At 68.9% G+C, this 14298-nt stretch carries 14 protein-coding genes; 5 read left to right on the forward strand and 9 right to left on the reverse strand.

The features are described from left to right. Positions 1-96: 96 nt before the first annotated feature. The 6 genes from J5226_RS22290 to J5226_RS22315 form a co-directional block, all read right to left on the reverse strand. Complete coding sequence (locus tag J5226_RS22290) at positions 97-405, reverse strand: hypothetical protein (RefSeq protein WP_215837121.1); 309 nt, start codon at positions 403-405, stop codon at positions 97-99. Then, on the reverse strand, positions 402-2060 hold the full coding sequence (locus tag J5226_RS22295; protein ID WP_215837123.1) for a CTP synthase: 1659 nt from the start codon (positions 2058-2060) through the stop codon (positions 402-404). Before J5226_RS22295 ends, J5226_RS22290 begins: the two co-directional genes overlap by 4 nt. A gap of 379 nt (positions 2061-2439) precedes the next feature. Further along, entirely contained in the window at positions 2440-2826 is a 387-nt protein-coding gene (locus tag J5226_RS22300; RefSeq protein ID WP_215837126.1) for a DUF488 family protein, read from the reverse strand. A gap of 43 nt (positions 2827-2869) precedes the next feature. Then, the gene (locus J5226_RS22305) at positions 2870-3589 is read right to left on the reverse strand and encodes a phosphodiester glycosidase family protein (protein ID WP_215837127.1); all 720 of its coding nucleotides are present in this window, start codon (positions 3587-3589) and stop codon (positions 2870-2872) included. A 120-nt stretch (positions 3590-3709) separates the two neighbouring features. Then, positions 3710-3937: a hypothetical protein gene (locus J5226_RS22310; RefSeq protein ID WP_215837128.1), complete on the reverse strand. Its 228-nt coding sequence runs from the start codon at positions 3935-3937 to the stop codon at positions 3710-3712. A gap of 217 nt (positions 3938-4154) precedes the next feature. Continuing rightward, positions 4155-4565, reverse strand: a complete 411-nt coding sequence (locus J5226_RS22315; RefSeq protein WP_215837129.1) for a globin — start codon at positions 4563-4565, stop codon at positions 4155-4157. A 421-nt stretch (positions 4566-4986) separates the two neighbouring features. Between J5226_RS22315 and parE the strand changes: the two genes are divergently transcribed. The 5 genes from parE to J5226_RS22340 all read left to right on the forward strand — a co-directional run bounded on the left by parE (position 4987) and on the right by J5226_RS22340 (position 9914). Next, positions 4987-6906 carry a DNA topoisomerase IV subunit B gene (gene parE, locus J5226_RS22320; protein ID WP_215837130.1) on the forward strand — a complete coding sequence of 640 codons (1920 nt, stop codon included), beginning with the start codon at positions 4987-4989 and terminating at the stop codon, positions 6904-6906. A gap of 366 nt (positions 6907-7272) precedes the next feature. Continuing rightward, positions 7273-7638 (forward strand): hypothetical protein, encoded by a 366-nt coding sequence (locus J5226_RS22325; RefSeq protein WP_215837131.1) that lies wholly within the window; start codon positions 7273-7275, stop codon positions 7636-7638. Positions 7639-7732: 94 nt separating this feature from the next. After that, positions 7733-8311, forward strand: coding sequence for a hypothetical protein (locus J5226_RS22330; protein WP_215837132.1), 579 nt, complete (start codon positions 7733-7735; stop codon positions 8309-8311). A gap of 443 nt (positions 8312-8754) precedes the next feature. Further along, positions 8755-9063: a hypothetical protein gene (locus J5226_RS22335; RefSeq protein ID WP_215837133.1), complete on the forward strand. Its 309-nt coding sequence runs from the start codon at positions 8755-8757 to the stop codon at positions 9061-9063. 11 nt (positions 9064-9074) lie between these two features. Then, on the forward strand, positions 9075-9914 hold the full coding sequence (locus tag J5226_RS22340) for a hypothetical protein (protein WP_215837134.1): 840 nt from the start codon (positions 9075-9077) through the stop codon (positions 9912-9914). Positions 9915-9923: 9 nt separating this feature from the next. Here the strand turns inward: J5226_RS22340 and J5226_RS22345 are convergent, their stop codons facing one another. The 3 genes from J5226_RS22345 to J5226_RS22355 all read right to left on the reverse strand — a co-directional run bounded on the left by J5226_RS22345 (position 9924) and on the right by J5226_RS22355 (position 14207). Then, complete coding sequence (locus J5226_RS22345; RefSeq protein ID WP_215837135.1) at positions 9924-11201, reverse strand: crosslink repair DNA glycosylase YcaQ family protein; 1278 nt, start codon at positions 11199-11201, stop codon at positions 9924-9926. After that, positions 11198-12007, reverse strand: coding sequence for an N-formylglutamate deformylase (gene hutG, locus J5226_RS22350; RefSeq protein WP_215837136.1), 810 nt, complete (start codon positions 12005-12007; stop codon positions 11198-11200). The genes J5226_RS22345 and hutG overlap by 4 nt, the downstream gene beginning before the upstream one ends. Before the next feature lie 109 nt (positions 12008-12116). Continuing rightward, a complete protein-coding gene (locus J5226_RS22355) occupies positions 12117-14207 on the reverse strand; it encodes a prolyl oligopeptidase family serine peptidase (protein ID WP_215837137.1) in 2091 nt (696 codons plus the stop codon). Between the last annotated feature and the right edge of the window lie 91 nt (positions 14208-14298).

Consider the following 14298-nt stretch of genomic DNA (forward strand, 5'->3'; position numbering starts at 1 on the left):
CCTAAGTTCATGAGTGCGCGGTCGTGCCTGCGCGGGGACGTCTTCGTCTGACAGCCATGCAATGGGCGCCGGCGGCGGCCGTTACAAGCGCGCGGCTCATCGCCGCTCGCCGCCGCCGCGCGAACGCGCCAGGCCGATCAGCCACATCGCCGCTCCGATCAGCCCCAGCGGCGCGGCGATGCAGGAGACCACCAGCGCCAGCGGGAAAAACACCATGCCGTAACCGTCCAGGCCATCGCCGACGATCAGCTTGTAAGCCACGAGCCCGGCCATCAGCACGCCCAGCGCGAGCAGCATCAGCCACTTGCCCGCGCCGCGCACATCGTTGCGCGCGGGCCGTCCCGAAGGCGCGACGGCCTGCGCGGTCTCCGCCGGATCGGACGAGCCGGGCGGAGCGGAATTCAACTCTTGACCTCGCGCAGCAACTTGCCGCCGGCCTTGGCCTCGCGCGCGGCGCGCACGAAGCCGATGAACAGCGGGTGGCCGTCGCGCGGCGTGGACAGGAATTCCGGGTGCGCCTGGCAGGCCAGGAACCACGGGTGCTGGGCGCGCGGCAGCTCGACCATTTCCACCAGCAAGTCGTCCATCGACTTGGCCGAGATCACCAGGCCGGCGTCTTCCAGCTGGGTGCGGTAGCGGTTGTTGAACTCGTAGCGGTGGCGGTGACGCTCGCCGACCACGTCCTTGCCGTACAGCTCGCGCGCCAGGGTGCCGGGCTTGATCCGCTGGTCCTGCAGGCCCAGGCGCATGGTGCCGCCGAGGTCGCTGGCTTCGTTGCGGCGCTCGACTTCGCCGGTGGCGGTGCGCCATTCGGTGATCAGGCCGATCACCGGATGCGGGTTGTGCTTGTCGTTCTCGGTGCTGTTGGCGCCGTCCAGGCCGACCACGTGGCGGGCGTAATCCACCACCGCCGCCTGCATGCCGTAGCAGATGCCGAAGTACGGGACTTTGTTCTCGCGGGCGTACTTGGCCGTGGCCACCTTGCCCTCGAAGCCGCGGTCGCCGAAGCCGCCGGGCACCAGGATGCCGTCGACGCCGGCCAGCGCGTCCACGCCGCTGCGCTCGACTTCGCTGGATTCCAGCCACTTCAGCGCGACCTTGGTGCGCTGGCGCAGGCCGCCGTGCTTGAGCGCCTCGGCCAGCGACTTGTACGCGTCCTGGTGGTCGATGTACTTGCCGACCACGGCGATGGTCACCTCGTCCACCGGATGGGTGGTGGCGTCGACGACTTCGTTCCACTCGCCCAAATCGGCCGGACCGGCCTGGATGCGCAGGCGGTCGAGGACGATGGCGTCCAGGCCCTGCTCGTGGAACCACTGCGGCAGCTTGTAGATGTTGTCCAGGTCGACGGCCGAAATGACCGCTTTTTCCGGGACGTTGGTGAACAGCGCGATCTTGCGGCGCTCGCTGTCGGGCAGCGGCTGCTCGCTGCGGCACAGCAGCACGTCGGGCTGGATGCCGATGGAGCGCAGTTCCTTCACCGAGTGCTGGGTCGGCTTGGTCTTGAGCTCGCCCGCGGCGGCGATGAACGGCACCAGGGTGAGGTGCATGAACAAGGCGTGCTCGGGGCCGCGCTCGGTGCGCAGTTGGCGGATCGCTTCCAGGAACGGCAGCGATTCGATGTCGCCGACGGTGCCGCCGACCTCGACCAGGGCCACGTCGAAGCCTTCGGTGGCTTCCACGATCAGGCGCTTGATTTCGTCGGTGATGTGCGGGATCACCTGCACGGTGCCGCCGAGGTAATCGCCGCGGCGTTCCTTGCGGATCACGTTCTCGTAGATCCGGCCGGTGGTGATCGAGTTCTTGCGGCTCAGCCGCGTGCGCAGGTAGCGCTCGTAGTGACCCAGGTCGAGGTCGGTCTCGGCGCCGTCGTCGGTGACGTAGACCTCGCCGTGCTGGAACGGGCTCATGGTGCCCGGGTCGACGTTGATGTAGGGGTCGAGCTTCATCATCGTCACGCGCAGACCGCGCGCTTCGAGGATGGCCGCCAACGAGGCCGCCGCGATGCCCTTGCCAAGCGAGGACACCACGCCGCCGGTGACGAAGATCAGGGGAGTCATGGATTTTGCAGCCGCTGGAAAGCCGCAGTTTACAGGCTGACGTGTGAACTCGCGACTGCTTGACACCGGCGCCGGCCTGGGCATCGGCGCGCGAAGCCTTGCGCCGCAAGGGTTTTCGCGATTTCGGGCGGGTCGGTGCGATGCACCATCGGGCGCGCGGCGGCGGTGGCCGCCGTTCGCGGTAGGAGCGGCGTAAGCCGCGATGGACCGGAGCCCGGCGGCCTCGGATGCCGGGGTTTTATCCGGGCCGGAAGAGCGCCGTGGCCCGCGGCAACGGCGGCGGACGGTGTTCGGCGTCTCGCGGAGCTGCGGCGCTTGGGTGGGCCGGGCTTCGGGGGGGGCGCGGCTTACGCCGCTCCTACGCCCGGGGCCGCGCAGGTCACGCCAGCGTCGCGCCCTTCTGCGCCAGCAACTCGCGCAGGATCGAGCGATGGCAATGCGCTTCGTCCTCGCAATAACAACCGACCGAGAAATCGCTGTCGCGCGACATCGCGGCGAGCAAGTCCAACGCATGCTGCGCATCGTGCCCTTTCATCTCGGCCTTGTACTTGCGCACGAACGCGTTCCACTGCGCCGGCGTGTCCGCGGCCAGCGCCTGCTTCATCGTTTCCAGGCTCGGCGCCAAGGTCGGAAACCACACGTCGTACCAATCGCGCTTGGCGAATTCCGATTTCGGCACGCCGCGCGGCGGCCGCCGCACGGTGCCGATGCGCAAGCCTTCGCCTTTGCCGCGCGCAGTGCCGAGTCGAACGATGCGGATGGCCATGACGCACTCCTGTCGCGGCGCCCGGCGCCGCCGTGGGCGGAAATCACTTCGACGGTTCGGTCACCGCCAGGATCGGCCCGAGCTTGCCGCGCCGGTCGGCGCGCTTCAACTCCGGCGCGTACAGCGACGACAGCGTGCCGTCGAGGTACAGCGCGTCGCGGCAGCCGAGTTCGTCGCGGAAATAGCGGGCGAATTCGTACAGGCTGACCTTGTCGTCGCTGATCGCCCAGATCACTTCGTCGCCCTTCACGCCGATGCCGTTGCGCAGATGGCGCGAACGCGAGTCCGGGTCCAAGGCCGGATGCACGCGCCCGCCTTCGAGCAGCAGCGGGCCGGACTGCGTCGCCAACCGCGCGCCGCCGGCGAACTCGGGATAGCGCGCGGCTTCGATCACGCGCGGCTTGCCGTCGCGGTCGAGCAAGAACACGCCATTGGGCTTGAGGTAGAAATTGCCGGCGCCGTCGCGCAGGTTCAGCGGCGCCCGTTCGCGCCCGTCCGCGACGAACAGGCCGACCGGCGAATAATCCGGTTCGAACATGCCGGCGTTCATCGCCAACCGCAGCCGCCGCCCGCGCGCTTGCAGCCACGCGTCCAGCGTTTTGAAACGATGGAACGCGCGGCCGCGCTCGTCGCCGAGGAACAGCGCCAACTGCTGTGTCCGCGTATCCACCCGCAGCACCGTGTAGCGCGGCTCGCGCGCGGCCGCGGGCAGGCCGAGCAGCGAGGCCAGGGCGAGGCAGATCCAGGCGGCGGCACGGCGCATCGCGATCTCCGCGGAAACAGCCGTCATCCTAGCCGCAGCGCCGGCCGCAACGAAAACGCCCCGGCACGGGCCGGGGCGTGGAATCGCGAAAGCTGGAGCGCGGCGTTCGGAGCGGCGGCGTTACTTGTTGCCCTCTTCCTCCGGCTCGACGCCGCGGTCGCCGGACTTCTGCCGCTTCTCGGCGTCGGCCTTCTTCTTGGCCTCGGCCTTCTTCGCGTCTTCGGCCTTCTTGGCCTCCTCGGCCTTCTTGTCGGCCTGCGGATCCTGCTGAGCGAACGCGCTCGGCGCGATCAGCACGGCCAGGGCCGCGGCGACGGCGGCGGGGAGCAGCAGCTTGCGGATCTTCATGGCATACCTCCAAAAAGTGGAATGACCGGAACCGGAGCGGGCGCCCGGTCCGCGGGCGGGCCGGGGCGTCCGTGCCGCGACGCCGCGAACCCTAGCCCCGGCCGCCTCGCCAGGGGCTGAACGACCGGCCGCGCGGGTCGCACGGGAGCGGTAGACGGTACACGGGATGGGGGCGACAGGCCGGTTTTTCAATCGCGGCGGACCGTCGGCGGCGCGCTCAGTAGCGCCCGCCGAACATCTCGGTGACCGCCTGCATCGCCCGGCGCCAACGCGCCAGCAACGCGTCGTCGGCCTGATCGTCGAACTCGCGCACCGCGGTCAGCAGGCTGTCGATCCAATACGGATACAGCTCCGGCCGCACCGGCGTGCGCCCGGCGCGCGCGTGCACGTCGGCCATCTGCTCGCTGGTGCGCTTCACCACCGCGCTGCCGGCCGCGTAGAAGATCGCCACGCTGATGCCGCGGCGCAGGGCCAGCCGCTGCTTCTGGAAATCGGTGCGCGCGAACATCGGCGCCACGTCGGGATGGCTGGCCATGAAGATTTCGTAGAAGCGTTCGATGAAGCCCTTGCGGATGAGGCAGCGGCCGTAGCTCTGCTGCAGGTCGTAGTACTGGTCCTGGGCGGACACGGAGCCCTCCTGTGGCGTGGGGTGGGAATGAAGAATCGAAAACGCCGGGGAGGATGGCAGTGCGGATCGGGGCGCGGCTTGCGCCAGATCAATCCGGCGGCGTGGCGCGGGCCGCGCTTGCCGACGGTCGCGGCGGCGGCCGCAGGCGCGTCGTGCCGCGCGTCGCAACCGGCGAGACGGCGGCGGGCGTGAATGTCGGCCGGTTCGCGGCGGGCCCGGGCGCGGCGCCGCGGTTCGGCCCCGCGCGGCTTGACCCGGCCGCCCCCGGTCGCCATGCTCGCTGCGCCCCGCGCCCGGTCGGCCTGCACCGCGCCCACCGATGCGCCGCCGTCACCCGCCGATGGCAAGATGGCCGCCGTCGCCGCCCCGCTGGCGCGCATGCGCCGCCCGGACGCCACTCCTTACTACTGATGCAGGTTTCATGAGCAGTCGCTACAACGCCGCAGACATCGAAGTCCTCTCCGGCCTGGACCCGGTCAAGCGCCGGCCCGGCATGTACACCGACACCGCGCGGCCGAACCATCTGGCCCAGGAAGTCATCGACAACGCGGTCGACGAAGCCCTGGCCGGCCATGCCCGCAGCATCGAGGTCACCCTCTACGCCGACGGCAGTTGCGAGGTCGGCGACGACGGCCGCGGCATGCCGGTGGACATCCACCCGGAAGAGAAGGTGCCCGGCGTCGAGCTGATCCTGACCCGCCTGCACGCCGGCGGTAAGTTCAGCAACAAGAACTACACCTTCTCCGGCGGCCTGCACGGCGTCGGCGTGAGCGTGGTCAACGCGCTGTCCAAGCACGTCGACGTCTACATCAAGCGCGAAGGCAACGAATACCGCATGGCCTTCAAGGACGGCGACCGCGCCAGTCCGCTGGAGATCGTCGGCAGCGTCGGCAAGAAGAACACCGGCACCCGCGTGCGCTTCTGGCCCGACCCGAAGTATTTCGACACCCCGAAGTTCAGCCTGCGCGCGATCAAGCACGTGCTGCGCGCCAAGGCGGTGCTGTGCCCGGGCCTCAACGTCAAGCTGTTCGACGAGGCCACCGGCGAGCGTCTGGAGTGGTACTACGAAGACGGCCTGCGCGATTACCTCTCGGGCGAACTGCGCGAAGGCCAGCCGCAGCGCGAGTTGCTGCCGCCGGACCTGTTCGTCGGCCAGCTCAAGAAAGACACCGAAGTGGTCGACTGGGCGGTGGCCTGGGCGCCGGACGGCGAGTTGACTCAAGAGAGCTACGTCAACCTGATTCCGACCGCGCAGCATGGCACCCACGTCAACGGCCTGCGCACCGGCTTCACCGACGCGCTGCGCGAGTTCTGCGACTTCCGCAACCTGCTGCCGCGCGGCGTCAAGCTGGCGCCGGAAGACGTGTGGGACCGGGTCGCCTTCGTGCTCAGCATCAAGATGACCGACCCGCAGTTCAGCGGCCAGACCAAGGAGCGCTTGTCCTCGCGTCAGGCCGCCGGCTTCGTCGAGGGTGCCGCGCACGACGCGTTCTCGCTGTGGCTCAACCAGCACACCGAACTGGGCGAGAAGATCGCGCAGCTGGCGATCGAACGCGCCAGCGCGCGGCTCAAGACCGAAAAGCAGATCGTCCGCAAGAAGATCACCCAAGGCCCGGCCCTGCCCGGCAAGCTCGCCGACTGCACCTCGCAGGACCTCTCGCGCACCGAGCTGTTCCTGGTGGAAGGCGACTCGGCCGGCGGCAGCGCGCGGCAAGCGCGCGACAAGGACTTCCAGGCGATCCTGCCGCTGCGCGGCAAGATCCTCAACACCTGGGAAGTCGCCTCCGGCAGCGTGCTCGGCTCGCAGGAAGTGCACGACTTGGCGGTGGCTATCGGTTGCGACCCGGGCAAGGAAGACATCAGCGGCCTGCGCTACGGCAAGATCGTGATCCTCGCCGACGCCGACTCCGACGGCCTGCACATCGCCACCTTGCTCAGCGCGCTGTTCCTGCGCCACTTCCCCTCGCTGGTCGCGGCCGGCCACATCTTCGTGGCGATGCCGCCGCTGTTCCGCGTCGACGTGGGCAAGCAGGTGTTCTACGCGCTCGACGAAGAGGAAAAGCGCATCCTGCTGGAGAAGATCGAGCGCGAGAAGGGCGACCGCAAGAAGGGCCTGAGCGGCGCGATCAACGTCACCCGCTTCAAGGGCCTGGGCGAGATGAACGCCTCGCAGTTGCGCGAATCGACCATCCACCCCGACACCCGCCGCCTGGTCCAGCTCACCGTCGACGACAATGCCCAGACCGTGTCGCTGATGGACATGCTGCTGGCGAAGAAGCGCGCCAGCGACCGCAAGACGTGGCTGGAAACCAAGGGCGATCTGGCGACGCTGGAAGTCTGAGCCACACGCGCCCGGCTTCGCCCGCGCGCTCGCCGTTGCGGCGCGCGCTGCGCCGGCAGGGATTCCCCGAACGCCGCGGCCCGTCCGCGGCGTTCGCCGTTTCGCGGCGCGCGCACGCATCGCGCAGCGGCGAGCGCTAAACTTCACGCGACGCGCCCGCGGCCGTTTTTCCGCGGCGAAAGCGTTACCCCTTGGCAAGCCACCGCGCCGCGCGCCGCCCACCGGGCCGTCACGCGGCGCTGCCGGGCGATGCGGCATCGTGCGCGCATCGATACCGGCCGGAGATCGATATGAAAGGACGCAATCCCACCGCCCCGCGCGTTCTGCGCGGACGCCCCGACACCGCCGACCGCGCAGGCCGCCGCTATGGCCGTTGACCGTCGCGCGGGTTACGGCCTCTCTCCTCCCGGCGCCGACATCGCCGACGACGCGCCCGGCGGCGGCCGCCTGTTCGGCGCGCTGGCGTGGTTCGCGCTGCTGCTCGGCCCCGCGCTGGCGTGGCTGATCGTGTTCGGCCTCACCCCCGACAGCCAGTGCGGCACCTGGAGCCTGCACTGCACCGGCAAGGCGATCCTCTACAGCGCCGCGAGCTGGCTGTTCGGCAGCCTGCTCGCCATCGTCGCGCTGTTCCGCAGCGAACGCCGGACCGTGGCGGTGCCGGCGCTGGTGTTGAACCTGATCCCGCTGCTCGGACTGCTGGCCGCGTACATGTTCCTGGCCGAGCGGACCTGAGCCGGTTCGCGCCGGAGATCGCGCGGGGCGGCCGAATCCGCGCGTCGGACCGCGTCCGCGGGTAAGCTGCGCGCACCGTCCACGGAAGCGCGCCATGGCCCAGCCGTCCGTCAAGAATGGATTCGCGATCGCGCGGCGCGAACTGCCGCAGACGCAGAGCGCGCTGTACCGCAAGATCCGCGCGCTGGAAGCCGCCGGCACCGCCCTGCCCAAGGCCTTGATCGCGGAAAAACGCCGGCTCGAACGCGCCGCCGACGAAGCCACCGTGCGCATCGCCCTGCGCTATCGCGGCGAGACCTTCGCCGAGTCGGGAATCGAAAGCGGCGCGGGCGCCGTGCAGATGAACAAATTCGTCGCCGCACTGATGCAATCGGCGCCGCGCATGGACGCGGCGCTCCTACTGGAGAACGCCGAGACCGCGCTGGCCCGCGGCAAGTCCGCCGACGCGGCGCTGTACAAAGACGCGCAGGTGCGCGTGCGCCTCAAACTGGTGATCGACGCGAAGCAGCGGACCCATGCGCGGCTGATCGTCGAGTCGATGAAGAAGTCGGTGCGCGGGTCGATGAGTTCGGAGGCGACGACCGACCTCAAGCTCGCGCGCAAGTGGATCGCTCGCGCGGTCGCGTTGCTGCAGAAGGCGGCGGAGCGATATGCGCTGGAGAACGAAAGCTAGCCGCGGCGCACAAGAAACCCATCTTCAGCACAACGTTCCTGTTCGTCTCCGCATCGCGAATCGTCGTCAAGGCCGCTTCCTCTCATAGCAACCGCGACCACACGCTCCTTCCGCAAGGAGCGCCTTCGCTCGAACCTTCGCGCTCTTTCGCGCCGGTCTGTCGAGGCGCCAACTCGGTCTGTTTGTTGTTCGGCCGGGCACTCGCGCGCGATGTCGATCATGACCGTTGTCGCATTACCGGCGATCCACTGAAGAACCTGTGCCGCCAGCGCACAGCCAATGCATCCAATCGCAAATCGGCGCGTTGACACGATTTCGCGAGCTTGCCTATAAACGACTTACCGACCACCCATCCGGTCGCGGGAAGTCCCACCATGCGCGCGATGCGAGCGTTCAGCCTTCTCGTTGCTGCTCTTCCACTTGCCGCTTGCGCGGGAGACCGCATGAAACCGCATTACTCCGAAGCGTCGGTGCAGCCGATTTCGGCGAGCGTTCTGGCAGACGGGCAATTGAGCCTCATCTATCGCGTCCCACTGGAAAGCATGTTCTTTTCCCCGGGCGTGGACTACCAAACGCAGGCCGGAACGCTGCGAGTGGTGATCGGAAGATGCCGAATCCGTACCGACTGCGCCGTCATGGCCGAACACGTTCGCCCGCTCACCGCCGATGGGATGGCGGAAGTGCGCCTGCCCTATCGCGGCGAGAAGGTGGTCGTCGTACATGCCGATAGAGAACAACTCTTGACGATGTAGGAGGTTGCGTCATGGACGACAAGGCCGTGTTGGGGATCCACAGTTGGGTGGACCCAAACACCGAGGGCAGTTTCGACCAATTCGTAGACGGGCACGCCTGGATATCGGTCGCCCGCGACGGCCGCACGGAGTACTACGGGCTTTGGCCCGACGATCACGGCATGATCGAGCGCAGAGGGCTCAGCAACGGCGCGGGCTCCGACATACGCACAGGCCTGGAGGCCGGACGCCAAGCCACTCAGAGCCGTTATTACGACTTGACCGCCGAACAGGTCGCGGCGTTGGAAAGCGAGCTGAAACAAAACGTCGCTTGGGGCTATACCTACACCTGCGCCTCTTGGGCCAGCGACGTCGCCAGCCGCGTCACCGGCGAAAGCATCGACGCCACCGAATACGGCGTTTTCGAGACGCCGCGAGAGTTGATCGGGAGCCTGAAAGAGCTCGAGCGCGCGCATCCCACCGCGCCGGGGAAACCGATCGAACCCGGCCAAATACCGAAAGCCGGGTCGAGCTCTTGGAGCGGCGAAGAACCACTGCTCGATCAAGTCGGGCACCCCTACCATGCGCTCTATACGCGCATCCGAGACCAACTCCCCGAGAAAATCAGCGACGATCAAGTCGCTTATGCCGTTCTGGCCGCGAAAAACGCGGGCATCGACCGAATCGAAAAATTCGATCGCGCAGTGCTTCACGACGGACAAATTTTTATCGTTGGAAAGACGCCCGGTTATCTAGCGAAAGTCGACCTGAGCGAACCCGCGCCGCCCTTGGAGCGGGTCAGCGGAGCGCTGACCCAGGAACGAGCGATAGACCCGCCCAGCCCCACCCAATCGCCCGGCATCACGCGCTGAGCCGTCGACTCACTGCAACGCCGCCTTCAACAATTTGGCGAACGCCGCCGGCCGGCACCGCCCCAGCTTCACCTTCGGCGTGCCGTGCCAACGCGCGCAGTCGTCGATGGCCGCGGCGATATCGCCGGCCAGCGCTTCGTCGGCGTCGATCCCGTCTTCCAGATACAAGGCCTTGACCTCGAACACGCCCGCGGCGCGGTGCGCTTTCGCGTCCAATCGGCCGACCAGCCTTCCGCGCACCAGGATCGGCAGCACGAAATAGCCGTAGCGGCGCTTGGGCTCCGGCGTGTAGCACTCCAAGGTGTAGTCGAAGCCGAAGAATTCGCTGGCGCGTTCGCGGTCCCACACCACCGGGTCGAACGGCGACAGCAGCGCGCTGTGGGTCGCGCGCAGGCGGCCGGCGGCGGCCTTGGCCAGCGCGTCGGCGTGGTCGGGATGGACGTAGCCGGGCGCGTCCCAGCCTTTCACCGCCACGCGGCGCAGCGCGCCTTGCGCGACCAGTTCGTCCAGGTCGCGGTCGCGCAGGCGCGGTTTGGTGCGGTAGTAGTCGGCGATCCAGCGCGCCTGGGCGATGCCGAGGGCGGCGACGGATTTGAGAACGGTGGTGCGCCGCACCTGCGCCGGATCGATCTCGACGCGGTTCCAATCCGGCACCGCGGCGCCGGCGACGCGTTCGGCCAGATCGTAGACGCGCTGGAAGTTCTCGCGCCGCGCCACCATCAGCTCGCCCAGGGCGAAGCCGGCTTCGAGCCAGCGCTTTTCGTCCTTCCAGCCCCACCAGCCGCCGCTGCCCTTGTCCTCGCGCTCGAAATCCGAGGATTTGACCGGGCCGAGTTCGCGGATGTGCGCGAGCAACCGGTCGATGTCGCCGCCGCGAGTACCGCGATGGCGCTGCGCGTTGCGGATCGCCCAATGGTGTTCGCGCTGGTGCATCGCATTGCGGTGCAGCAGGTAATCGTCCATCGGCGCGAAGCAGGCTTCGTGCGCCCAGATCTCGAAGATCGCGCGTTCGGCCAGCAACTCCTCCAGCCAGCGCGGCGGATACTCGCCCAGGCGCGAGAACAGCACCAGATACGGGCTGCGCGCGACGACGTGGATGGTGTCGATCTGCAGCAGTTGCATGCGCGCGATCGCCGCCAGCGCGTCGGCCTTGCGCGCGCGTTTGCGCGGCCGCGCGAGCAGGCCTTGCGCGTGCAGGTGCAGCGCGCGCGCCTGCGCGAGCGACAGCGGCGCGAGCGCGGGCGCGAGGCCGGCCGTCGTTTCGCCGCCGTCGCTGCCCGGGCTCATCCGCGCTGCGGACCCAGCGCCGCCTGCAGCAGCGCGCGCAGCAACGGCTGCAGCTGGGCGGCCTTGGTTTCGTCGTAAACGAAAGAGTCCTCGTCCATGTAGTTGCGCTGGCTCAGCTCCAACTGCACGGCCTCGACTTCGATTTCGGGATCGCCGTAATGGCGGGTGATGTAACCGCCCTTGAAACGGCCGTTGGCGACCCAGTCGTAGTCGCCCTGCCCCGCCAGCACCGCTTCCAGCCGCGCCTGCGTCGCCGGCAGGCAACTCTTGCCGGCCGAAGTGCCGAGGTTGAGATCGGGCAAGCGGCCTTCGAACAGGAACGGCACTTCGCCGCGGATCGAATGGCCTTCCCACAGCAGCGCGCGGCCGTGTTCGCCGCGGATGCGGTCGAGTTCGGCGACCAAGGCGTCGTGGTACGGACGCCAATACAGCTCCACGCGTCGCGCCGCTTCGGCCTCGTCCGGCGCTTGACCGTCGAGATACACCGCCTCGCCGCTGAACTGCACCGCCGGGCACAGGCCGGTGGTGTTCTGGCCCGGGTACAGCGAGGTGTCGTCCGGCGGGCGGTTCAGATCGACGACGTAACGCGAATAGCGCGGCACCAGGATCGAGGCGCCGAGCTCGCGCGCGAAGTCGTACAAGCGCGAGACGTGCCAGTCGGTGTCGGGCGCGTGGCGCGCGGACTCGACCATGCGCGCGGAGAATTCGTCGGGAATCATCGAGCCGTCGTGCGGCAGGCTGATCAGCAGCGGCGCGTGGCCGCGGTGCAGCTGAAACACGGGCCAGACGGGGGCGGGAATGTTCATGGTGTCGTTCGCATCCAGGCCGGCCGGCGGGCGCCGGCGGAACCGCTCCATGGTACTGCGCGCGGGCGGCCGCCGGCTTGCGCGATGAGCGCGCAGGCCGGCGATCGCGTCATTCGCCCCGGCCGGGCTTGAGTTGGCGGTCGAAAAACTCGCCGGTGGCGCGGTGCACGCGCAGCCAGCTCGCGTAGCGCAGGAAGAAATGGTCCTCGTCCGGCAGCACCAGCGTTTCCACCGGCAGCTTGCGCTCGCGCAGGCGTTCGACCAGATCGATGCCCTGGGAGAATTTGACCGCGCGGTCGTCGTCGCCGTGCACGACCAGCACCGGCGAACGCCAGCCGGCCAGACGCGACATCGGCGAGGACTGATACGCCGTCTCCAACTCGTCCGGCTTGAGACCCCACAAACCGCTGTTGTCGCCGCCCTTCGCGCTTTCGCGCCAGTCGTGCACGCCGTGGCGGTCGACGCCGGCGGCGAACAGGTCGGAGTTGCGCGCCAGCGCGCTGGAGGTCAGGAAGCCGCCGTAGGAACCGCCGTAGATGCCGATGCGGCGCGCGTCCACGTCGCCGCGCGCGGCCAGCCACGCGTGCGCGGCCAGCACGTCCTGATACTCCGACGCGCCGCGCGGGCCTTGCTTGTCGGCGAGGCGGAACTTCTGGCCGTAGCCGGTGCCGTCGCGATAATTGAGGGCCAGCACCACATAACCTTGGCTGGCGAGCCATTGGTTGCTGGCGTAGTCGTTGTAGTAATAGCTGCTGTAGTGCCAGCCCGGCAGCATCTGCCGGATCGGGCCGCCGTGCACGTAGACCAGCGCGGCGCGCTTGCCCTTGAACGAAGCCGGCGGCTCGAACACGGTGGCGTGCGAGACCACGCCGTCGCCGGCCTTGAGCGCGATCGTCTTGGGCTCCACCAAGCGGCTCAGCGGGAACTGTTCGGGCAACTGCGCCGGGAAGATCCGCTTGAGCTCGCCGCCGGCGCGCGGCATCACCGCGATCGCGGTCGGCCGACGCGCGTCGGCGTGGCGCAGCGCGATCCACTCGCCGCCGGCCAGCGGCAGCGGTTCGGTGGCGATCTCGTCCTTCGCCGTCAGCAAGGTCTGCGCCTTGCCCTGCGCGTCGACGCTGAACACTTGCCGGTGATCGATCTGCGCGCAGTTGCCGCTGAACACGAACGCGCCGTCGTCGGCGAGCGCGACGGTTTCGGCCTCGCACTCGCCGCGGCTCAGCGGCGACGGCGCGCCGCCTTCGGGCGAGATCGCATACCAATGCAGCCAGCCGCTTTGTTCGGAGGCGAAGATCAGGCGGCCGTCGCGGCTCCACAGCAGCGGATCGGCACCGTTGAACTGGGCGTAGCCGCCGGCGGTTTCGCTGGAGCGGAACACGCGCTTGGCCGAACCGCTGTCGGCGTCGGCGACCCAAATCTCGAACGGATTGGCCTTGGTCAGATCGAAAGCATCGCCCGGCTTGTTCGCCGCCGTGCGCAGGAACGCGATGCGGCGACCGTCGGGCGAGAACGCCGGGTTGGCGTCGTTGTTGAAGTCCGCGCCGATCCAGCGCACCTCGCGCTTTTCCAGATCGAGCAGGCCGACGAAGGCGTGATCGCCGCGGTTGCTGACGAAGGCCAGCGACTTGCCGTCGGGCGAGAACTCGGCCGCGGCGTTGGCGCCGCGGGTCTTGATCAGCGCTTCCTTGCACCAGCCCGGCGCGCTCGCGCCCGGCAGCGCGTAGCAGCCTACGCCGCGGCCCTGCACGATCAGCGCGTCGCCGTTGGGCGCGAACATCGCCGAACGGCCGGCGGCGACGCGCTGCGGCTTGCCGCTGCCGTCGCTGGCGACCACCCACACGGCTTGCTCTTGGCCGTCGGGATCGCCGGTGGGATTGCTGTTGTTGCCGGCCGCGTCGGCGCTGCCGCCGCGCACGTAGGCGAGCCAGCGGCCGTCGCGGCTGAATTGCAGGCTGCCGATCAGCTGGCCGTCGTCCTCGTCGAACGCGGTGAGCCGGCGCGGCGCGAACTGCGGCGCGCGCGCGGCCCACAGGTTGCGCACGCCGCGTTCGTTCGCGACCCAGGCGATCGTCGGCGCGGCAGCAGCGGCGGTGAGCTGCTCGGGCTGCGGCGCGCTGAGCAAATCTTCGATCCGCAACGGCGCTTGCGCCGCCGCGGGTCCGAACATCGCGGCCAACGCCGCCACCATCGCCGCGCGCATCGCGCCGCTTCGCCTTCCGCCCGCCCTGCCCTTGCTCATCTGTGCGTCCCGATCAGTGTTCGAATCGACGGCCGACCGGACGCGAGGGCGA

The organism is Lysobacter sp. K5869 (assembly GCF_018847975.1).
Taxonomy (GTDB): Bacteria; Pseudomonadota; Gammaproteobacteria; order Xanthomonadales; family Xanthomonadaceae; genus Lysobacter.

Bases quoted from the DNA above. Each gene is read 5' to 3' on its own strand.
- J5226_RS22310 (WP_215837128.1), bottom strand. From the start codon at position 3,937: ATGAAGATCCGCAAGCTGCTGCTCCCCGCCGCCGTCGCCGCGGCCCTG.
- J5226_RS22325 (WP_215837131.1), top strand. From the start codon at position 7,273: ATGGCCGTTGACCGTCGCGCGGGTTACGGCCTCTCTCCTCCCGGCGCC.
- J5226_RS22340 (WP_215837134.1), top strand. From the start codon at position 9,075: ATGGACGACAAGGCCGTGTTGGGGATCCACAGTTGGGTGGACCCAAAC.
- J5226_RS22335 (WP_215837133.1), top strand. From the start codon at position 8,755: ATGAAACCGCATTACTCCGAAGCGTCGGTGCAGCCGATTTCGGCGAGC.
- J5226_RS22300 (WP_215837126.1), bottom strand. From the start codon at position 2,826: ATGGCCATCCGCATCGTTCGACTCGGCACTGCGCGCGGCAAAGGCGAA.
- hutG (WP_215837136.1), bottom strand. From the start codon at position 12,007: ATGAACATTCCCGCCCCCGTCTGGCCCGTGTTTCAGCTGCACCGCGGC.
- J5226_RS22330 (WP_215837132.1), top strand. From the start codon at position 7,733: ATGGCCCAGCCGTCCGTCAAGAATGGATTCGCGATCGCGCGGCGCGAA.
- J5226_RS22305 (WP_215837127.1), bottom strand. From the start codon at position 3,589: ATGCGCCGTGCCGCCGCCTGGATCTGCCTCGCCCTGGCCTCGCTGCTC.
- J5226_RS22345 (WP_215837135.1), bottom strand. From the start codon at position 11,201: ATGAGCCCGGGCAGCGACGGCGGCGAAACGACGGCCGGCCTCGCGCCC.
- J5226_RS22355 (WP_215837137.1), bottom strand. From the start codon at position 14,207: ATGCGCGCGGCGATGGTGGCGGCGTTGGCCGCGATGTTCGGACCCGCG.
- parE (WP_215837130.1), top strand. From the start codon at position 4,987: ATGAGCAGTCGCTACAACGCCGCAGACATCGAAGTCCTCTCCGGCCTG.
- J5226_RS22295 (WP_215837123.1), bottom strand. From the start codon at position 2,060: ATGACTCCCCTGATCTTCGTCACCGGCGGCGTGGTGTCCTCGCTTGGC.